Annotated in this window: 21 protein-coding genes and 2 riboswitches; of the genes, 5 read left to right on the top strand and 16 right to left on the bottom strand. The window is 41.8% G+C overall.

Annotated features, from left to right (window positions below; translation table 11 throughout):
* Positions 1–102: 102 nt before the first annotated feature.
* Together BSM4216_RS10375 and BSM4216_RS10380 are read right to left on the bottom strand one after the other, a co-directional pair.
* Positions 103–2,667, bottom strand: a complete 2,565-nt coding sequence (locus BSM4216_RS10375) for a vitamin B12-dependent ribonucleotide reductase (RefSeq protein WP_048623670.1) — start codon at positions 2,665–2,667, stop codon at positions 103–105.
* 343 nt (positions 2,668–3,010) lie between these two features.
* Positions 3,011–3,850: a lipoate--protein ligase family protein gene (locus BSM4216_RS10380; protein WP_048623671.1), complete on the bottom strand. Its 840-nt coding sequence runs from the start codon at positions 3,848–3,850 to the stop codon at positions 3,011–3,013.
* A gap of 168 nt (positions 3,851–4,018) precedes the next feature.
* Between BSM4216_RS10380 and BSM4216_RS10385 the strand changes: the two genes are divergently transcribed.
* Positions 4,019–4,396 carry a rhodanese-like domain-containing protein gene (locus BSM4216_RS10385; protein ID WP_048623672.1) on the top strand — a complete coding sequence of 126 codons (378 nt, stop codon included), beginning with the start codon at positions 4,019–4,021 and terminating at the stop codon, positions 4,394–4,396.
* Positions 4,397–4,648: 252 nt separating this feature from the next.
* On the opposite strand, the gene gcvPB is transcribed toward BSM4216_RS10385, so the two are convergent.
* From gcvPB to gcvT, 3 genes are read right to left on the bottom strand one after another with little or no spacing between them, the layout of a single operon-like run.
* On the bottom strand, positions 4,649–6,109 hold the full coding sequence (gcvPB, locus tag BSM4216_RS10390; RefSeq protein ID WP_003355318.1) for an aminomethyl-transferring glycine dehydrogenase subunit GcvPB: 1,461 nt from the start codon (positions 6,107–6,109) through the stop codon (positions 4,649–4,651).
* Positions 6,109–7,449 carry an aminomethyl-transferring glycine dehydrogenase subunit GcvPA gene (gcvPA, locus tag BSM4216_RS10395; RefSeq protein WP_048623673.1) on the bottom strand — a complete coding sequence of 447 codons (1,341 nt, stop codon included), beginning with the start codon at positions 7,447–7,449 and terminating at the stop codon, positions 6,109–6,111. Before gcvPA ends, gcvPB begins: the two co-directional genes overlap by 1 nt.
* A gap of 20 nt (positions 7,450–7,469) precedes the next feature.
* Complete coding sequence (gcvT, locus tag BSM4216_RS10400) at positions 7,470–8,567, bottom strand: glycine cleavage system aminomethyltransferase GcvT (RefSeq protein WP_048623674.1); 1,098 nt, start codon at positions 8,565–8,567, stop codon at positions 7,470–7,472.
* A 65-nt stretch (positions 8,568–8,632) separates the two neighbouring features.
* Positions 8,633–8,705: riboswitch (glycine riboswitch) on the bottom strand.
* Between the two features lie 3 nt (positions 8,706–8,708).
* Positions 8,709–8,797, bottom strand: a riboswitch (glycine riboswitch).
* Between the two features lie 172 nt (positions 8,798–8,969).
* On the opposite strand from gcvT, the gene BSM4216_RS10405 reads away from it, so the two are divergent.
* Both BSM4216_RS10405 and BSM4216_RS10410 read left to right on the top strand, forming a co-directional pair.
* The gene (locus BSM4216_RS10405; RefSeq protein WP_048623675.1) at positions 8,970–10,670 is read left to right on the top strand and encodes a DEAD/DEAH box helicase; all 1,701 of its coding nucleotides are present in this window, start codon (positions 8,970–8,972) and stop codon (positions 10,668–10,670) included.
* Entirely contained in the window at positions 10,639–11,424 is a 786-nt protein-coding gene (locus tag BSM4216_RS10410; RefSeq protein WP_003355322.1) for a YqhG family protein, read from the top strand. Before BSM4216_RS10405 ends, BSM4216_RS10410 begins: the two co-directional genes overlap by 32 nt.
* Positions 11,425–11,496: 72 nt before the next feature.
* Here BSM4216_RS10410 and BSM4216_RS17360 read toward each other — a convergent pair whose 3' ends face one another.
* From BSM4216_RS17360 to BSM4216_RS10455, 10 genes are all read right to left on the bottom strand, one after another.
* Positions 11,497–11,673 carry a YqzE family protein gene (locus BSM4216_RS17360; protein ID WP_082142312.1) on the bottom strand — a complete coding sequence of 59 codons (177 nt, stop codon included), beginning with the start codon at positions 11,671–11,673 and terminating at the stop codon, positions 11,497–11,499.
* Positions 11,674–11,719: 46 nt separating this feature from the next.
* On the bottom strand, positions 11,720–12,220 hold the full coding sequence (locus tag BSM4216_RS10415) for a shikimate kinase (RefSeq protein WP_048623676.1): 501 nt from the start codon (positions 12,218–12,220) through the stop codon (positions 11,720–11,722).
* Between the two features lie 14 nt (positions 12,221–12,234).
* A complete protein-coding gene (locus BSM4216_RS10420; RefSeq protein WP_048623677.1) occupies positions 12,235–12,603 on the bottom strand; it encodes a competence type IV pilus minor pilin ComGG in 369 nt (122 codons plus the stop codon).
* Entirely contained in the window at positions 12,596–13,024 is a 429-nt protein-coding gene (gene comGF / locus BSM4216_RS10425) for a competence type IV pilus minor pilin ComGF (protein ID WP_048623678.1), read from the bottom strand. Before comGF ends, BSM4216_RS10420 begins: the two co-directional genes overlap by 8 nt.
* A 10-nt stretch (positions 13,025–13,034) precedes the next feature.
* A complete protein-coding gene (locus tag BSM4216_RS16760) occupies positions 13,035–13,349 on the bottom strand; it encodes a prepilin-type N-terminal cleavage/methylation domain-containing protein (protein WP_048623679.1) in 315 nt (104 codons plus the stop codon).
* A 39-nt stretch (positions 13,350–13,388) separates the two neighbouring features.
* Complete coding sequence (comGD, locus tag BSM4216_RS10435; protein WP_048623680.1) at positions 13,389–13,826, bottom strand: competence type IV pilus minor pilin ComGD; 438 nt, start codon at positions 13,824–13,826, stop codon at positions 13,389–13,391.
* A 2-nt stretch (positions 13,827–13,828) separates the two neighbouring features.
* The gene (gene comGC, locus BSM4216_RS10440; RefSeq protein WP_003355330.1) at positions 13,829–14,143 is read right to left on the bottom strand and encodes a competence type IV pilus major pilin ComGC; all 315 of its coding nucleotides are present in this window, start codon (positions 14,141–14,143) and stop codon (positions 13,829–13,831) included.
* A gap of 18 nt (positions 14,144–14,161) precedes the next feature.
* On the bottom strand, positions 14,162–15,229 hold the full coding sequence (gene comGB, locus BSM4216_RS10445; RefSeq protein ID WP_048623681.1) for a competence type IV pilus assembly protein ComGB: 1,068 nt from the start codon (positions 15,227–15,229) through the stop codon (positions 14,162–14,164).
* Positions 15,162–16,241 carry a competence type IV pilus ATPase ComGA gene (gene comGA / locus BSM4216_RS10450; RefSeq protein ID WP_048623682.1) on the bottom strand — a complete coding sequence of 360 codons (1,080 nt, stop codon included), beginning with the start codon at positions 16,239–16,241 and terminating at the stop codon, positions 15,162–15,164. The genes comGB and comGA overlap by 68 nt, the downstream gene beginning before the upstream one ends.
* A 107-nt stretch (positions 16,242–16,348) precedes the next feature.
* Entirely contained in the window at positions 16,349–17,923 is a 1,575-nt protein-coding gene (locus BSM4216_RS10455; RefSeq protein WP_174521015.1) for a bifunctional metallophosphatase/5'-nucleotidase, read from the bottom strand.
* An 836-nt stretch (positions 17,924–18,759) separates the two neighbouring features.
* Between BSM4216_RS10455 and BSM4216_RS10460 the strand changes: the two genes are divergently transcribed.
* Complete coding sequence (locus tag BSM4216_RS10460; protein WP_003355335.1) at positions 18,760–19,002, top strand: DUF2626 domain-containing protein; 243 nt, start codon at positions 18,760–18,762, stop codon at positions 19,000–19,002.
* A gap of 479 nt (positions 19,003–19,481) precedes the next feature.
* Here the strand turns inward: BSM4216_RS10460 and BSM4216_RS10465 are convergent, their stop codons facing one another.
* The gene (locus BSM4216_RS10465) at positions 19,482–20,117 is read right to left on the bottom strand and encodes an MBL fold metallo-hydrolase (protein ID WP_003355341.1); all 636 of its coding nucleotides are present in this window, start codon (positions 20,115–20,117) and stop codon (positions 19,482–19,484) included.
* Positions 20,118–20,303: 186 nt separating this feature from the next.
* Between BSM4216_RS10465 and BSM4216_RS16375 the strand changes: the two genes are divergently transcribed.
* Positions 20,304–20,474: a DUF2759 domain-containing protein gene (locus BSM4216_RS16375; RefSeq protein WP_048623684.1), complete on the top strand. Its 171-nt coding sequence runs from the start codon at positions 20,304–20,306 to the stop codon at positions 20,472–20,474.
* Positions 20,475–20,542 lie beyond the last annotated feature (68 nt).

Below are 20,542 nucleotides of genomic sequence, written 5' to 3' on the forward strand. Positions count from 1 at the left end.
GCACGACAATTAGAACTTCCGGATATAAAAAACGAGGCTGACTCTAAATGCGAATCAGCCTCTTAGAAAGAGATTTCTCTGAAAAACAGCAGAAATTTTATTTTATAGTCCACATTTTAATTGTGCACCGCAGTTTGTACAAGTATTGCAGCCGCCGATTTCTTCAATCGTCCCTTTGCGGCAGATAGGGCATGTATCGCCGACTTCGTTGCCTATTTTCACAGATGTTGAACGAACATCTTGAATCGTATCTAGTATGACGACATGTTGTTCCGATTTTTCCGCATCATTCACAATCGGCTCTTCCTCTGGATGGTTTTCTTCTGCTTTTAACGTTAATACTTGTGAATCACGGCTTCCGTCAACATAAACGGTTCCGCCTTTTGCCCCGCCTTTATAGAGACGCTCGTACACTTTCTGCACTTGTTCAACCGTATAACCGCGAGGAGCGTTGACCGTTTTGGAAATCGAGCTGTCTACCCAGCGTTGAATCACACATTGTACATCGGCATGAGCTTCCGGAGACAAATCCATCGCCGTTACAAACCAGTGCGGCAGATGATCCGGATCAGCTTCTGGATGTTGATCCAAATATTCTTGTACTATATCCGCTTTTACCTCGATAAATTTTCCTAACCGGCCGCTGCGGTAGTAAGTAAAGGAGAAATACGGTTCCAATCCTGTGGATACGCCCACCATCGTTCCTGTGGATCCAGTCGGCGCCACCGTTAATAAATGAGAATTGCGAATTCCGTATTTCAAAATATCTTGACGGATATCTTCCGGCATTTTTTTCATATAACCGGATTGAATAAAGGACTCGCGAAGCTTATTCGTTTCTTCTTCCGTTTCTCCTACCAAATATGGGAAGCTTCCTTTTTCTTTCGCCAATTCAATCGATGTTCTGTAAGCCGTCGTTGCAATCGTTTCAAATACCCGGTCAACCAGCTTGTTGCCTTCTTCCGAACCGTACTCTTTCTCGCAGTAGATCAGCAAATCCGCCAGGCCCATCACGCCTAAACCGATACGACGTTCGCCGAGGGCTTGTTTTCGGTTCTCTTCCAGGAAGTAAGGAGTGGCATCGATGACATTGTCTTGCATGCGAACGCCCACTTCCACCGTCTGTTTTAATTTTTCAAAATCAACCGTCTTGTTTTCTTTATCCACCATTTCGGCAAGGTTGACTGCTGCCAAGTTGCACACAGAATACGGAGCCAGCGGCTGTTCACCACACGGATTGGTTGCCACTATTTTTTGTCCGTAGCTTACCGCGTTCGTCATTTCATTAGCATTGTCAATAAAGAAAATGCCCGGCTCTGCAGAGTATGTAGCACAAATGTTGATTAAGTTCCATAATTCACGTGCACGAATTTTACGGTATGTTTTCACTTTGTGGCCCATTTTCTCCCATTCGCGCACATCTCCGACTTTGTGCCATTCGTTATTGTAAATTTCCATTTCTTTTTCATCGTAAGATTCCACAGCCGGAAAACGGAGTTCATATTCTTCATCTTTTTCGACTGCTTCCATAAATTCCTTCGTTAAGCAGACCGAAATATTCGCTCCCGTCAAAAAGTCCGGATTATGGACAGAATATACTCCACCTGTACGAAGCTTTTCTTCGGCTTCTTGAATAATTTTTTCGCCAAAACCGCCTTGTCCCGGAATGTTTTTATAATTGAGAATCCCTTGATACATCGCTTTTTCCAGTTCAGTAAGCGGTGTGAATTTCAGTTTGTCGCTCGCAGCCTTTTTAATTTGTTCGTCGTTTGAATTTTCAATTAAGAAACGCAAAATACGCGGATTTTGCATTTTGGATATAATAAATTCCACAATATCAGGATGCCAGTCTGCCAGCATAATCATTTGAGCTCCACGTCTTGAACCGCCTTGTTCCACCAGGTGGGTTAATTTAGCAATATCATCCAGCCAAGAAACGGATCCTGATGATTTTCCATTTACCCCTCTTGCCAATGCATGACGAGGACGAAGCGTTGATCCGTTCGTTCCGACCCCACCGCCTCGCGACATAATTTCCATTACTTGTTTGCGATGTTCGGAGATGCCTTCACGGGAGTCCTTTACAAACGGCATCACATAGCAGTTGAAATAAGTAACATCCTTTCCGGATCCCGCTCCGTACAGCACACGTCCAGCCGGAACAAAATTCAAACTGACGAGCTCGCGATAAAATTTTTCAAACCATTCTTTTCTTTTTTCTTCCGTTTTTTCAACGGAGGCTAGGCCTGTTGCGTTTCTCTTTGCGATTTGTTCATAATAGACTTCCAGAGGTTTTTCAATGACGTTGAGCGGCCGACGAACGATACCTGTTTCCAATTCTTTCGGATCGTCAATGGCACTTCGGTATTCCTCTTCAATCCATACATCTGCCTTTTTGGCTTCCCAATCAATCCCGACGATATACCCTAATCCGCGGGCCGGAAATTTTGGATCCTCTTTCACCGTTAAAACGACAAAATCCCCTTCTGCCAAAGTAATTTTCTCTGTATCTTTAAACGAATATCGATCGATCATGACCAGCCGGGATACACCTTTAAAGGTGATTTTCATGTCATTCGTAATGGGATGAACCTGAGGGAAAAGCTGTATATCCTTGTTTAACCGTTCCTTGTTAATCGTCATGTTTTTATTCAACGCAACAGACATATCGACAACTCCTTTTCTAGCTTTAAACGTTTCTTCATTTGGACAAACCCAAGCCATATATTATACTCACAAAAACGAACCGCACAATATATTGTGCTATTGACCTTCCACTATTACTATATATTGATTTATATTCGCTTTTTTGTCAAGCGAAAAAAAAAGATGGTTTCGTTGGGAGAATAGAGATATTTAGGGGAAAACAACCATAATTGCCGAAAAATGATCATTTCTGAAACTTGCAGAATGAAAGGCAACATGTATCACCACTGCCCTCCAGCAAAAAGAAGGCACGGCAACGAAAAAAGAGAAAAAGCGGATGCGGTCTCCGCTTTCTCCCCAGTAGCTAACGTCTGAAATTCCATTCATCCGATTCGTATTTTTCTTTGGCTAATTTTTCCACAAACGCCTTTTCCTGTTCGGACAGCTCGTATGGTTCCAATTGGATATTTAAGCCATCTTCAAATCCTTTTTTAAAAGCTTCCTTTGCCATTTCAATGGTAACAGGATTTGCACTGATTTCATTAATGGCCACCGCTTTGTTTTTGAACGATTTCATCATCCGTTCTTTTACTCTTTCACTCGGATAGCGAAACAAACTGAAAAGTTTCTCTTCGTCCAAATCAAGCAAAATGGAACCGTGCTGCAGAATGACTCCTTTTTGCCTTGTTTGAGCACTTCCTGCCACTTTCCGTCCTTCCACTACTAGTTCATACCAACTTGGGGCATCAAAACAAACAGAAGAACGCGGATCCTTTAATTTGTTTTTTTCTTCTTCCGTATGGGGGATGGCAAAATAAGCGTCTAAACCAAGGTATTGGAACCCTTTAAGGATTCCTTCGGAAATCACCCTGTAAGCTTCCGTTACGGTTTTCGGCATGCGCGGATGCTCTTCCGTTACAATGACACTGTATGTAAGTTCATGTTCATGCAAAACACCTCTTCCGCCTGTAGGGCGACGTACAAATCCTAAGCCGTGTTTTTTAACAGCTTCCAGATCGATTTCTTTTTCCACTTTTTGAAAATAACCGATCGATAACGTCGGTGGATTCCAGCCGTAAAAGCGGATCACAGGAGGAATGTCTCCTTTGCTGTGCCAATCCAAAAGAGCTTCATCAAGGGCCATATTGAAAGAAGGCGAACATTTACCGGAATCAATAAATTTCCACACTTCTTTTTTTTCCATTCCATTCACCCTCTTTAACCTGAAAATTTCCTTCTCTAGTCTATCAAACGATCCGTGAAAACACAAAGAAAGAATTCTGCATAAAAAATCATAGAAAAGATTTTGATTAAAAGAACAGTGATGACTATAATAAATATTAGTGCATCTTAAGGGAAAGGAGCTATAAACTTGCTGTATACGCTAGCCACGATTATCGTAGTTGTTCTTATTTATTTTCTCTTAGTGTATTTTACACAAAAAAGAGTTGTCAAAACATTAAAAGAAGATGAATTTAAAGCCGGCTACAGAAAAGCGCAACTGATCGACGTCAGGGAACCGAATGAATTTGAAGCCGGTCACATCCTGGGAGCCCGCAACATTCCTCTCACACAAATCAAAATGAGAATGAAGGAAATCCGTCCGGACAAACCGGTGTATCTTTATTGTCAAAGCGGTTTAAGAAGCGGACGAGCTGCACAATATCTATACCGGCACGGTTACCGTCAACTTTATCAGTTAGAAGGCGGCTTCAAAAAATGGACGGGGAAAATCAAAACCGGAAAATAACGAAATTTCGTCATTTTAAACGAACATCATGAAAAAGACTGGACGGGAAAAGGGAGTTCGCAGCAAATAGGCCGAATATTCCTTTTTCTTGAACCAGTCTCTTTTTTCTGCAAACGATCGGACTTATTTTATGTTCAACCATTTTCCATGGTTTCGTTCTTTTTTCTGTCCATTCGTCGCTTGTAGGCAGTCTTCCTGATTTCCATCCTTCCTTGATAAGGAAGGATGGAAATGCGAAAACTCCATCAACCGTTATGATCGTTTAAATCGCAAAATCGGCTTTCGGGCAGCGGCCGTTTCATCCAAGCGGCGGATCACAGTGGTATGAGGAGCTTCTTGGACGATTTCCGGCTGTTCTTCCGCTTCTTTCGCAATTTGAATCATCGCTTCAATAAAAGAGTCCAGCGTTTCCTTCGATTCCGTTTCCGTCGGTTCGATCATCAGACATTCTTCCACATTGAGCGGAAAATAAATGGTCGGGGGATGAAAGCCAAAATCCAGCAGCCGTTTCGCAATGTCCAATGTCCGAACGCCCAATTTTTTCTGGCGTTTTCCGCTTAGCACAAATTCATGTTTACAATGCCGGTCATATGGCAGTTCGTAATATGGAGCCAGCTTTCTCATCATATAGTTGGCATTAATGACGGCATTTTCGCTTACCGCTTTTAAACCGTCCGGCCCCATGGAACGAATATACGTATAAGCGCGAACAAGAATACCGAAATTGCCGTAATACGGTTTCACTCTGCCGATAGAATGTGGGCGGTCCTCATCCCAAACAAAGATCCCATCTTTTTTTGTTAATACGGGCTTCGGCAAATAAGGGATTAATTCCTTTTTCACACCGACAGGTCCAGAACCGGGGCCGCCTCCCCCATGCGGTCCTGTGAAAGTTTTGTGAAGATTCAAATGGACTACATCAAAGCCCATATCACCCGGACGCGCCTTTGAAAGAACGGCATTTAAATTAGCGCCGTCATAATAAAGCTTTCCTCCGACTTGATGGATGATTTCAGCGATTTCAAGAATATTCTCCTCAAAGAGCCCTAACGTATTCGGATTCGTCAGCATTAAGGCCGCTGTATCTTCCCCCGCTACTCTCCGTAGATCTTCCAAATCGACAAGACCTTGTTCGTTCGATTTTACCGTAATGGTATCAAATCCGGCAATGGTCGCCGATGCGGGATTGGTACCGTGAGCGGAATCAGGGATGATCACTTTCGTCCGTTTGTCATCGCCTCGCGCTTCGTGATAGGCGCGAATCATCATAAGACCTGTCCATTCGCCGTGTGCTCCGGCAGCCGGCTGCAAAGTCACTTCATCCATTCCTGTTATTTCTTTTAAATGTTCCTGGAGATCGTACATCAACTCCAATGAACCTTGAACGGTTTCTTCGTCCTGCAGCGGATGAATATGACGAAAGCCTTCCAAACGGGCGACATCTTCATTTATTTTGGGATTATATTTCATCGTACAGGAACCGAGCGGATAAAACCCGGAATCAACACCGTGGTTCCGTTTGGAAAGAGCCGTGTAGTGACGCATAATTTCCAACTCAGATACTTCCGGCAAATCCGGCTCTTCCTGCCTTATATATTGCGTTGGAAGAATATCCGCCACGTCAACCTTAGGGACATCCAGCTCCGGCAAACTGTATCCGATGCGGCCAGACTTGGAAATTTCAAAAATAAGAGGCTGATCCGTTTTGTTCATCATAATCCCCCCAATTCTTTGACCAATAAATCAATTTCTTCTTTTGTGCGAAGTTCCGTTACCGCAATCAGCATATGATTTTGAAGCATTGAATCCATTTTTCCTAAATCGTACCCGCCGATTATCTTTTTTTGAAAAAGCCGCTTATTTACGTCCTTCACCGGTTTATTTAAACGAATGACAAATTCATTGAAAGAGGGTCCGTCAAAAGCGACGATGGCGCCATTTTTCTGAAGCTGTTTTTTCGCATAATAAGCTTTTTGCACGTTTTGTTCCGCCATTTCTCTTAATCCTTTTTTGCCAAGAGCCGTCATCGCTACGCTAGCTGCTAAAGCGTTTAAAGCTTGGTTGGAACAAATATTGGATGTCGCTTTATCGCGGCGGATATGCTGTTCCCGCGCTTGGAGAGTCAACACAAATCCTCTTTTGCCATCTTCATCTACCGTTTGCCCCACTAACCTTCCGGGGATTTTCCGCATCAATTTTTCTGTGACGGCAAAATAGCCGCAATGCGGTCCCCCAAATGCTGCAGGAATTCCAAAAGGCTGGCAGTCGCCGACCACAATGTCTGCCCCAAATTTTCCAGGCGGCTCTAAAACCCCAAGAGCAAGCGGATTGGCGGAAACAACAAACATCGCCTTTTCGGAATGAGCGATATCCGCCAGTTCAGCGAGCGGTTCGACTCTGCCCAAAAAATTCGGATACTGAACAATGACCGCCGCAGTATTCGAATCGATTTGATTGGCTAACTCTTGTACGTCCGTCGTACCTTGAGTCGCCGCGATTTCCACCACTTCAAGCCGGCGTCCTTTCGCATACGTTTTCAGAACTTCTTTTGATTCCGGATGAACGGCGGAAGAAATCAGTACTTTATTGCGTCTCGTTTGGGCAGCGGAAAGCAGCGCCGCCTCAGCAAGAGCCGTCGCCCCGTCATACATCGAAGAGTTGGCTACATCCATTCCTGTTAATTCACAGATCATTGTTTGAAATTCGAATATGGCCTGCAATTCCCCTTGAGAAATTTCCGGCTGATAAGGTGTATAGGCGGTATAAAATTCAGAGCGTGAAAGAACATGATCGACAATCGCGGGAATGTAATGATCGTAAACACCCGCTCCTAAGAAGGATATATACTCTTTTGTGTTCGCATTTCTACGGGAAAGCTGGGTCAATTCCTTTTTCAACGTCGATTCTGGTGACGCTTTTTTAATATTGTACTCACCTTGGAATCGCACTTTTTCCGGTATATCACGAAAAAGTTCGTCCACCGACTCCACACCGATGGCTTTCAGCATTTCTTGTTGATCCGTTTCTGTCATAGGCAAATAACGATGCTTCATTCCATTCTCCTCCCCCTTCTCTATTTCGAACGCTTATAAAAAGGTGTTTCGACTACCTTGGCCGCCAGCTTTCGTTGGCGAATTTCCACTTGAACCTCGCAGTCAAGATGGGCAAATTCACTCTTTAGAAGAGCAAGCCCGATATTTTTCTTTAATGTCGGCGATTGCGTGCCGGATGTGATATATCCTATTGGCTGATCATCCGAAAAAACAGGATATCCATTTCGAGGGATTCCTCTATCGATCATTTCCAAACCGACTATTTTTCGTTGTGTCCCTCTTTCTTTTTGAATGTTTAACGCTTCTTTTCCGATAAACTCGTCTTTATGGAGTTTTACAACAAACCCGATGCCGGCCTCAATCGGAGTGATATCAGCCGACAGCTCCTGACCATACAACGGCAAGCAAGCTTCAAATCGGAGCGTATCTCTTGCGCCTAATCCACAAGGAAGCACCTTTTCTTCTTTTCCTGCCTCTAAAAGATGATTCCAAATATCAGGGGAATCGCTGGCGCGGCAATAAATTTCAAACCCGTCTTCTCCCGTATATCCTGTCCGGGAAACCAGCGCCTTTGAACCTTGGATATCCACATTCGTTTGAAACGTAAAAGCTTTTAGCTTAGAAAGATCGATATCCACTAATTTTTGTAAAACTTTTTCCGCCAACGGTCCTTGAATCGCCAGCTGTCCCCAATGCTCCGATTCATTTTCGACCATTACGTCTCCTTCCAGATGGCCCTTCAGCCATTGAAAATCACTTTCCGTATTGGCAGCATTGACAACCAGCAAATATTCTTTTTCATCCAGCTTGTAAATCAGAAGATCATCTACTGTCCCGCCGTTCTCGTAACACATGGCTGTATACATGGCCCTGCCTGACTTTAAACGGGAAACATCGTTCGTTACCATTTTTTGAAGAAACTTTTCGCTGTCATCCCCTTTTACGACAATTTCCCCCATATGGGATACATCGAATAATCCGGCTCTTTCCCTTACCGCACTATGTTCTTCCTTTATACTTGTAAACTGCACAGGCATCTCCCATCCGCCAAAATCAATCGTTTTAGCCCCATATTCTTTGTACAAGTGGAAAAGGGCCGTCCTTTTTAAACGTTCCATATCTCTCCCCCTATTTCATAGATCGTGAAACAGAAAAAGACAGAGAACTCCCGTTTAGTTGAGTTCTCTGTCCTTAAACCTGAAAGTTTCCAAAAATGTTGTCTTCTTTGGTGGCTCCAAATGGAACACTCTCCAGAGGTGCGTCCAACAGGAGTTCTTTTGCCTGAGAGATTCGCACTTCTGCTTGCTCCTTCGGCGCTGCATAAAGCAGTCTCTCCCCCTGTTTTCATTCGCCGATATTTAATTGAAATTTGGGCATACTAGGAAAATCAAAACAGAAATGATCTCTAGCACACTTGTCGGACTAATTTTGTAATAAAAAACTTTCTAAACTTTCTTTGGTTTTATCCTACCATTAAGGAGGCCATTCCAGCAATCTTTTTTTGAAAGGAGATGACTTATATGGAATTAAAAATTCTATTTGATGAACGATGGTCGCAAGAATTCGCATCCAAACTCGAACAGGACGGTCCATGGGGACATTGGGATCTATTTCAATTAGCCGTTGAAATGGAAAAAGATATGATTATTCCTGACTTTACAGGCTTGGTCGCTCCTAAATTTTTGCCTCATCTTACCCCTCTTCCTCATCAACTTGAGGCAGCGCAGCAAGTAATTGAAGAAATGAACGGAAAAGCTATATTGGCAGATGAAGTGGGTCTGGGGAAAACGATTGAGGCCGGTCTGGTTTTAAAAGAGTATATGATTCGAGGTCTCGCCAAAAAAGTGCTTATTCTCGTTCCCGCTTCACTCGTATCGCAGTGGACACATGAATTGAACACCAAATTTCTGATTCCGGCCGTTGCTCAAAAAAAAAGTTATGTATGGGAACAGTGCGATGTCGTTGTGACCTCCATTGATACGGCCAAACGCGATCCGCATCGATCGATCATTTACGAACAAAACTATGATTTCGTCATTATCGATGAAGCCCATAAACTTAAAAATCCCAAGACCAAAAACTATGAATTTGTACAAAACTTAAAGAAAAAATTTTGCCTGCTGCTAACGGCAACCCCCGTTCAAAATCGAATCGATGAACTCTTTCATCTCGTATCTTTGTTGAAACCGGGACATTTAGGGAATGAAAGCGTCTTTTTCGAGCGCTTTAAAAAAGATAAACGTTCTGTACAGAACAGCGTGCATTTACGAGAATTGGTGAAAAAGGTCATGATCCGAAACAGAAGAAAAGATACAGGGATAGAATGGACAAAACGTAAGGTGCAAACGATCTTGATTGAGTTTTCTGATTCAGAAAGAAAGCTGTACGATCAGCTGTCCACCATAAAAGAAGAATACGACCACTTTGTGCAAAGCGCCATTTCCATATTGACGCTTCAAAGAGAAGCTTGCAGCAGCAGAGAAGCGGTCTTTTTCACAATCAAAAACATGCTGGAGAAAAATGAAGGCCTCTCTCCTTATTTCGCAGAAAAAATGAATGAGCTGCTTCAAGCTGTCAACGAAGTCCAATCGAATGCCAAAGCAGAGAAAGCACTTGAACTCATACAAAACATCAATGACAAAGTCATTATTTTTACGGAATACAGAGCCACTCAAATGTATCTTCAATGGTTTTTAAAACAGCACGGTATCACCTCTGTTCCTTTCCGGGGCGGGTTTAAAAGGGGCAAAAAAGATTGGATGAAAGAATTATTTCAAAACCACGCTCAAGTATTGATCGCCACGGAAGCAGGCGGGGAAGGAATCAACTTGCAATTTTGCCATCACATTATAAATTTTGATTTGCCATGGAATCCGATGCGTTTGGAACAGCGGATCGGCCGGGTTCATCGGCTGGGACAGACCAAAGATGTCCATATTTATAATTTTGCCATTAAAGGAACGGTCGAAGAGCATATTTTAAAATTGCTATACGAAAAAATTCGTTTGTTTGAACAAGTTGTCGGAGAGTTAGATGAAATTTTGACTCATTTTGAAGCGGGAAATCTAGAAGAATTATTCGCTGACATCTTCCTCCATTCCAAATCCGAAGGGGAAATGAAAATAAAAATGGACAATTTATCATCTATGATTCAATGGGCCCAAACGATGGGAAAAGAGGAGTGGAAGCATGGAAAACAAGCAAATCCATCAATATCTTGAACGTTTTTTCACAGCAAATAAATGCCCGATATTAGAAAACAAAAAAGGATTCCTCCATGTTCAATTAACGAAAGAAATGGATAAAGAATTAATGAATCGGCCTTTTTATTGGCATTATATTGAAAAAACCGGCGGTGCCCCCAATCCAATGAAATTGGCGCTTATTACGGATCAAAACGAAGCGCCGAATGAAAAGGGAGAAATCATTCATTACGGCTCCCCCCGACTGCATCAAATTTTTCAATGTACGAAAAAATTAGCTGGATTTATTCGCTTATATGAACAATCTGAAGAGAAACCACACGGCCATATTCCCCTTCATCCATGGGTTTGCTTAAATGTAAAAATTTCTTATCAGGCAGACCGGAAAAAGGAGATTTTTGGATCGTATGGAATTAATTTAATTTATGGCCAAATACAAGAACATTTTTTCGACTATGTCAAAACATTGTCCATGACACCGAAAATCCCGGATTTCTCATTCACCCTAACCCCTATGATCAGTCCAGTGAGCGGAATCCATCGGATTAGAAGATTTATTGAGCAAAAAATATCGAAAGAGAGCCATGAATGGGCTGCTCGAGCTATTGAGAGATGGGAAGAGGATTTAGCGCTGCTCGATCATTTTTATGAAGAAACAGAAGAAAAACCGGATGCTTATCAGATTGAAAAAGAAGCGCTTCGCGAACAATACGAACCGCGCATTAACATTGATATCATTAACGGAGGAATATTTTATTTAAGGCAGCGCTGACAGGTTGTTTCTTGTAAAGAAAAACAATCAAGCCGGTCCCCTTACCGGAAACCAGCTTTCATTTTTCCTTTTCTATTTCCTTTTTAATATAGAAAGGAGTTCGTATGGAATCTGCCCAAACCATCGGTATAGAAACGGAGGGCGATATTGCTTTTTGGTTCGGCGCCGTTCAGTTCTTTTTGATGGAGGCTGGTTCAAGTAAGCAACGAAAGTTTTGACGATATCTTTCACCAAATCATTCGCCGTCATTCAAAACACCTGCCTTTTCCCTTTTGGCTTCATTTTGCCCAATCCATCAACCATTTAAACGACGGATAATTTCATCGACCGTTTCTTCCACCGTTTTATCGGTGGTATCAATCGTTATTGTCGCGCTCTCCAGATAGAGAGGCAGGCGGTTTTTGTACAATGACTCCACTTCATCTTTTTTTCGATGATAAACTAGGGGACGTGTATGATCTCCTTCCAGCCTTTCCCACAAAGAAGAAAAATCGCATTGAAGAAAAATGACATCACCGGTTTTTTTCATCCATTCCCGGTTTTCATTCGTTAAAATAATGCCGCCCCCTGTCGTTATAATGCCGCTTTTCTCTGTTATTTCTTTGAGCAGAGCGGTTTCCATTTTTCGAAACTCTTGTTCTCCGTATAATTCAAATATTTGGGATATACTTTTGCCGTATTTTCTTTCTATCATTTGGTCCGTATCGTAAACGGGCTTGTTTAGGCGGGCACATAGTGCTTGGCCGATGGTTGTTTTCCCTGCTCCCATAAACCCGATGAGAAATACCGGTTTCATCTTTATCTTCCCCTTTAATTCAACGCTTTCTCTATTTTTCCGTTATTTTTATTATATAGGAAGCTGGATGTAAAACTAGCCCCATTTCCTTTGATCGTGGTCAATTGCAAAATCACATATTGCGGATCCTCGTACGGCTTAGTCGTATATTCGACTTTCCCTGCAGAATATGGATACGTCTTTGGACCGCTCTCGATATCCGGGGCGTTGGCTAAAATTTTCTTTAAAGCAAGTGTTTCCATCACCTTTGTCTCATAATAATCGCCCAATTCCTTCGATGTTTGATAGCGGGACAAATAAATACCGGTGCCCCATACAACGGCTGCCTGTAAGATGATGAAAAACACAAGCACATACGGATAAACAGCTCCTTTTTCATTCATCATTCTCCTCCCCTTTTTTTACAGCGAGCGCCGATAGCGGGAAAAATCGCGCCTCTCTCCTCTCGCCATCCGTAAATTGAACGTCGAGTCTCAGACACCCTTCTTTCCAATAAAAACGAGCATTATCCACATTTTGAAGCATCACTTCATGTCCCGTTTGATTCACTCTTCTTCGCAAAACCGTTTGATATTTTTCAATCAATACCGTCCCTTCGGCGTTTGAAAAGGTCAGTTGCGATTCATCCGGTTTCCATTGAGAAGAGGATTGCAATTCTCGACGCAATTGAATAAGGAAAAGATCCCATTCTTCTTTATTTCCTTGTTGAATCGTTCGGTCAAACTCATACAAAGATTGATAAAAAAGAGGAAACAGCGAGGCAACCCCTAAAAAGACAGTAAAAGCAAGTAATGTTTCAATCATGGTAAAACCGTTACTGTTCTTCCAGACACCTTTTCGTTTCGCTCGTTTGTACACAAGCAAATTGTTTACTTTTTTCGTTTTCTCCCCAATAGAGCTGATAATCGGTATTCCCCTCCTTTCTTTGGGCATTCCCGTTTATTTGGACGAAATGTTCCTGCAACTCTTCGTACAAAAGTCTCATCCCTGTCCCTTCTTTCGAACTGCTTTCCAGCTTGATTGCCATGTGAAACATCAGTGGAAACAACCATTGTGCCAACAACACGACGATGGTTAAAGACAATAAACTTTCTAACAAGGTAAAACCTTTTTCATTCTTCGATATCATGCTTTCTCCTTTTCAATCCCATATCTTTATTTTGAATGTTTATAGCGACTCTTCCTTGACATTGATTCTTCCTTTTCCTATATAGAAGGTGAACTGAATGATTTGATGGTCATATTTAATCGCAATGGTGCCAAACTGATTTGTATTTCCGGTGGGAAGAAACGTAATACTGTCCATCCCGCCCCTTAAAAACTCAAATCCTTCCGGAACTTTTCGGGTAAACAATATTTCTTGCGAAGAAAGAGACGCAACGTATTTTTCCGAGGAATAAAAACGTAAAAATACAGATTTTTGGTGAGACAATGCGTACATCTGCGCTCTTTCCATATCCGCTCGCAGCTGAGTGATAAACATTTGTTTGTCTAATTGTTTTTGCATCTTTGGATACGGAATCACTGTAATCAACAACATGGCGGAAATCATCATCAAAACGAGCAAGGCTTCCAACAACGTATATCCGCGAGAATTCCACTTCAAAATTAACTGCCTCTCTTTACAATCACTTCGCCATTAGAACCGATGTCTATTTTATCTCCATTTGGACAAGACGTTTCTCCTTGCCGCAAATAGCCCCCGCTTACTAAATCATCCACAGAAGATGGCAACGTTTGATGATCCATCCGATACGATTGAACTTGTCCTTCAACCATGTGTTGAAATGCCTCACAGCCTTTGTTATGAATGCTGCTGCTTTGCTTGACCACATTGGGAATCGTAATAAACAGCAAGATCGAAATGATCAGCAAAACGATCATCATCTCGATCAGTGTAAAGCCATCTTGTTTTTTGAACATTGTTTCTCCTCCTTGTCTTTATATGGACTCAATCATTTGAAAAACGGGCAGCATCACAGAAAGATAAATCGAAATGACAGACAGTCCGACAATGATAAAAATGGCAGGCTGCAAAATCGCTAAGGCTTTCCGAATCTTTTTTTCCAGTTGTTGTTCGCAAAAATGACTGAAATACTTTAATTCTTGCTCCAAATGACCACATTTTTCCCCGTGCCGGATCATGGCTGCCAGATGAGAATCAAAGAAAGGAAGATCTTTCACCACATCCGCAAAGGAGCTGCCTTGCTTCAGTTCTTGATTAATTTCATTTGCAATATAGGCAAAAAAAGGATAAACCGTCTGTTTGTGAAAAATTTGGAGAATCTCATTAACGGCAAAACCGGTGGAAAGCAATTGGGAAAATTCTTTGGAAAATATTTGAGTGAAATAAAGGGTAAAATAATCGCGGACAAATGGGAGTTTTAATAGAAGTTTTCCTTTTCTCCCCGGGGATTGTTTAGAATAATAAGCTAGAAACAGGAAAACGGCTGTCATTCCAACAATGTTTATAAAAAATATGAGTGAAGGAGCGGTTTGAAGAAATAGCATAAAAAAGCGGGCGCTTCCGCTTGCGGTGAAACCAATGGAGGAATAAAGAACTTTAAACCGCGGCAAAATCCATTGATCCAAAAAGAAGAGTATGATCAAGAGAAGGAAAAGGAGAAAAGCCGGGTACTGAAGCAATTTCAACATCTTTTCCTTCGTTTTGTTTCCTTTTCTCAGTTGGTTTCCGGCATATAGTAAAGTATCCGCAAGCTTTCCATGCCTTTCAGCAAAATACACCTGCAAACAAACCATAGAAGAAAACTCTAATTGCTGAAGAATTTGAGAAAGCGGGGCTCCGTTCTTCAACTGCGAAGTTGCCATCTGTAGTGTGCTCTGATCGCGCTTATACAGATTCATAAACAGAAATTCCAACGAATCTCCAATGTTGAATCCTTCATTCAACATTTCTCCAAGCCTGTAGATAAAATCACCTTCATATCTTTTTCGGTGTTTCCTCTTCCAAAACCCAGCGATCCAATTCATCATTCCCAAGAAATCCAAGACCGATCCCCTTTCGTATAAGTTGTTTCAGCGTTGGATAAGTGTATCGTCCTTCCTTTCCAACGGCTTCCTTTAAAACTTCTTGCAGTACTGCACCGCTGATGATCTCATAAATGGTAGCGCGCTTTTGACGAAACTGACTAGGACAATAGGGAGAACAAGATTCCCCGCAAAAAGGGCATAAAAGCCGTACAAGCCTTTGAGCCGAAACCGCCACAAGCGTCTGTTGAATATCATGCCATTCAATGCCAAATTCAAGCAACCGATAAATAGCTCCTTTGGCATCCTTTGTATGCATCGTGGTCAAAACTAAATGACCGGTTAACGCCGCTCTCATAGTGATGCGGGCGGTTTCTTCATCACGTATTTCTCCGACAATGACAATATCGGGATCATGGCGGAGAATAGCCTTAAGCCCCGCTGAATATGTCAGACCCGCTTTCTCGTTCACTTGAAGTTGGAGCCAGCCGTCATTCTGGCGCTCCACAGGGTCCTCCAACGTAATTACTTTCTGGTTAAAATGACGAGTTCTATGGGAAACAAGAGAATAGAGTGTAGTGGTTTTGCCGCTGCCGGTTGGACCGGTGAAAATCATTAGACCGTGGGAATAACGGAGAAGAGCTAAAAGCTTTTTTACGGAGTTTGGAAAGAGAGACAGACGATAAACATCCATGAAGGATTTTTGCGGTGAAAGCCGAATGGCCAAACTTTCTCTCTGAAGCACGCTCGGAAGAGTGGAAACGCGGAGAGCGATTTTTCCTTTCTTCGTTTCTAATAGAAGGGACCCGCTCTGAGGCTTTCTTTTTTCGCTGATATCCATCGAGGCCATATATTTGAATTGGGAAATCAGCCGTTCTCCTTCCTTGACTGTCAGCTTCAGAAAAGGCGTCAACAATCCGTGAGTGCGTAATTGAACTTGATATCCATGTGTTTTGGGCTCAAAATGAATATCTGTTGCAAACAAGGAAAGCGCGTCTTCCACTAGTTGTTCCACATTTCTTTCATAGGACAAAAACGTTCGCACCACCTTTCTTATCCCGCTTTCCTTTTTTCTATTCGACTATTTCCGCAAAAATCCTTCAAAAATATTTAAAATTTTTCGATGTTTTTTGTCCATCACTAATAAACCACTTTCCAGTTTTCATCGACGACTGCCTCAATAACTTTGTGTTTTAAAAAATAATTGGCAATTAACTCGGGGACATCGATCGGAATCTCCTTCACAACGGGCTGGTTTTTATACATCCAATAGTCACCGCCTCCGCCAGCGCGATAATGATTCATCACGACATCTACTTGTTGGTCTGCACGAAGCGGCTGACCCTTATAATTCAAGTGGGTCACACGTTGTCCGACAGGCTTGCGAACATCAATGATATACTCGATGCCTTCCCACATATCGTAGTTATAATGCTGAGGCTTGGGCGTCGTAAATGCATCGCTTACCCGTATCGAGCCGTCGGCAAGCCGTTCAAAATAACTCGCTGATTTTTCCAACGCGTCTTTTATGACCTTACCCTTCACCCGCAATACAACTAATGTATTCGGATAAATGTAGTTGGCGACCACACTGCGCATCGTCACAATGGATGAGAATCCCGGAGATTGATTATCAAACAAAGCCGTGTTGGAGATATCTACGCCGGCGGCATCCATTTGAACATGGTTAATAAATTCAATGAGAGGGTGATCTTTTAATCGAATTTCCATTGGATCAGAAACGGTCATATCCCCTTGAACATACCCAATCGGTTGATCAAGCCATTTTTGAACAGCTTGTTCATAGGGTTCTGCCAATCTTATCACTTCTTGATCTGGCTCCACCCCGTTCACGGAAAGAAGTTCTGAATGTTTGCCTTTTATGCGGCATCCATCGTCTGTCTTTTCCATTTCCACCGTTACTTTTCCAAGAGCAATCCCATTACATCCCGGTTGAAGAATCGTTACGCCATTAATGTTTTTTCCAGCGAGCTTGCGATGCTGATGACCCGTGAGAAGCACATCGATGCCCGGAACTTCCATACATATTTGATACGCTTGATTTTCGCCGGTAAACGTTTCGGTTGCCTCACCTGTGTCAAGATCACGTTCAAATCCGCCATGATAAGCCACCACGACAAGATCAGCCTTTTCCTGTTCTTTCAAAAAGCGGACCCACTTCTTGGCCGTCTCTGCCGCATCATCAAAGCGAAGCCCCTTGATATGTTCTTTCTTTTCCCAGTTAGGTATGTATGGTGTCGTTACTCCTAGAATGCCTATTCGAATTCCTTGAGAAACGGTTTTTATGATATAAGGTTTGCCGAAATAAGGTTTTTCAGTTTCTTTGTCTATGATATTTGCAGAAAGCCATGGATAGGCAGATTCATCTACAGCCTTGTTCAAAAATTCCAATCCGTAATTGAACTCATGATTGCCGATGACTCCGGCATCATACTCTAATTGATTTAAAATTTTGATCATCGGGTTAGGTTCATGACTTTGAAAACGTGCATGATGGTAAGTCAGAGGGGTTCCTTGAATGACGTCCCCGCCATCGATTAACACAGCATCAGGATTTTTTCCCCTTTCTTTTTTTATCAGGGCAGCCACTTTCGCCAACCCTTTCTCTGCCATTTCGTTAGTCCCGTAGTTGATCGGCAATATGTTTCCATGTAGATCGCTTGTTTCCAATATGACTATCTCCACTGTTTGCATATTAAAACCCTTTCTCTTATAGTCAGAAATTTCATTTTCTTCAGTATATCAAACCCTTTTTCACAGTGGGAATATCTTCATGACAATTTAAGCACAGTTTGAAAAGATTCAGTGGTATGACCTGACATTGTCAGAAAGAAAACAAATTTTTCTTCATATGTATTCCATGTTGGATACATGCCTATCCAAGATACAAACTTTGATATTGCTAGATGATACAACGAAAAATTTGCAACGCAATATAAAAATCAAATGAGTTTAAGAAGGCACACACTTTAGCGATCTTTTCCCCTCCGGCGACAACACGTGTCATCTCAGTCGATATTTATAAAAGACAAAGACGAATGTAAAAAGATGTCGAATATATTTCCAACATCTTTTTTATTTCGTAAAATAACAATAACATTATATTTTGCATCAAAGAGGGAAGGATATTTTTGTATAAAAACTTTTCAATAGGTCTTTGGATCATTGCTTTTTTAATGATCATTTTTTCTGAAAATCCAAATGGATATCTTTTTATTGCTTATGGCTAATAGGTGCTTTTATAGGGTACGTCGGAAAGCGTAAGGATAAAAAAAACCTTGTATTGAACCATATCGCCATGTGGGGCAACTTATTGACTGTGATCATTTATATTTTATGGGTATTTGTTGTTGGTGTTATTTGAAATTCTCCGTAATGCCAGTTAAAGAAAACAATGGCACTCATGTATGAAAAGAATAATGAAACCCCACGAAATTTGACATATTTGGTAATGAAAGCGTTATTTACATTTGGATGTCCTTTCCATTATAATGTTTTTAATAATGAGAGGGACAAAGGAGGGATGCATTGTGGATCGAATGTTTCGTGTACTTGGTTTTTGGACCGCCATCTTTACGATCATGTTTTATTTGGGAGACATGAAAATCACCGCGCTCATTTTCTTGGCACAGACAGGGTTTTTTTATCTATTGGGCTATTTGAAACTGTCAGAACGTATGTATATGTATGTCTTTGGAGCTTATTTGACGATTTTCTTTGCAGGCTTCACGTATTGGACGAACTTCATGATGCCATTAGGCGGCGGGCAGTAATCAAACCCATTCAGATGTGATCCATCCTTGTCATACGAAAGAAATCAACTTTTCAATAAAATCGGCTAAAGCTCTTGTTTCCCGTTCTGCAAAGCAAGAGCTTTTTGCCGTTTGTTTTCATATCTTAAAGAGACACCGTTTCTTGCAAACCCCTTTTTAAACCGGCTGCCGCTGCTTCTCCCGTTCATCTTTTGAGATTCGTTATTGGCACCTTTTTGAATTTTATACGATGGCTGCGGATATCTGTCAATGCATAGGAGAGTTCTTTCAAAAATATTGAAGATCTGCTTTCCTTAAATACCTCATTACCTCTTCTATTGACACAATAAAAATCTTGATTTATCGTAAAAAGTAACAAAAATCCCCTCCCATTGCGAAAAGAACATCCCACAAAAACCCTTCTCGGACCTGAGAAGGGTTTTTCGCTTTTATTGAATATTTGTTCGTTCAACTGGCATCATAGTAAGTGACTGATGGGATCAAAATCCATTTAAAAAAGGATTCATATCCATTTCGTTTTCGATGGAGGTTTCCGGACCGTGTCCAGGTAATACAACGGTTTCTTCAGGAAGAGTGAGGAGACGTTCATGGATGCTTTTTAAAAGATCTTCATGGTTTCCGCCAGGGAGGTCTGTCCGACCAATACTGCCATTGAACAGCGTATCTCCACAAAAAACAGCTTCCAATTCCTGTGAATAATAAGATAGGCTTCCCGGTGAGTGGCCGGGGGTTTCCAAAAGCTGAAAACGAAAAGATCCAAGCGTCAGTTCCTTTTCCACCGTTAAAATCACATCAGCCGGCTTTACTCGAACGGCTTTATCTCTTAAAAAAAGCTGAGAGCCGTTCAATGTCGGATCCAAAAGCCATTTAGCTTCATTCTCATGGACATATACAGGAATCCGATACGTTTCTCTTACTTGATCAACCGCACCAATATGATCAAAATGAGCATGCGTCAATAATATTGCCAGCGGCTTCAACTCGTGTTGATCAATCCACCGGCACAGCTTATCCCCTTCATCGCCGGGATCGAAAATGATACAATCTTTGTCATCGTTCCATAAAATATAGCAATTCGTTTGCAGAGGTCCAAGCGGCATTCTGCTCCATTTCATACGTTTCTCCTCCTTTTCGCTTTTCCATTAGTAATCGTATCACAAATAAAGAGAGTCAACCCTGTGACAAAACATTTTATTTCAACTCGACAAAGAGATGAAAACACTATAAAATGATGGTAAAATACAATTTGCTTCCTGGTTTTGAAAGATATACCATATATAAACAGGAAAGGAGATTCAATCATGGGTCTGGTCATTATCTTCTCTCTTATTACCTTGCTTGCGTTATTCGGAACTGTGAGCGCTCTCAAAAACAAAAACATTCTGGGAATTGTGTTTGGGCTGGCGACTTTAGGCGTATTTGGCTGGTTTACGGTTATGACGGTTCTTCACAGCGGTTATCCCGGGGTATAAAAGTGGACCTCGCTGTTGTTAAGCGAGGTTTTTTGTTCTTTTTCTTTTTTACTTTCTCCGGATACAAG

It is taken from the genome of Bacillus smithii (genome assembly GCF_001050115.1).
GTDB classification, from domain to species: domain Bacteria; phylum Bacillota; class Bacilli; order Bacillales; family DSM-4216; genus Bacillus_O; species Bacillus_O smithii.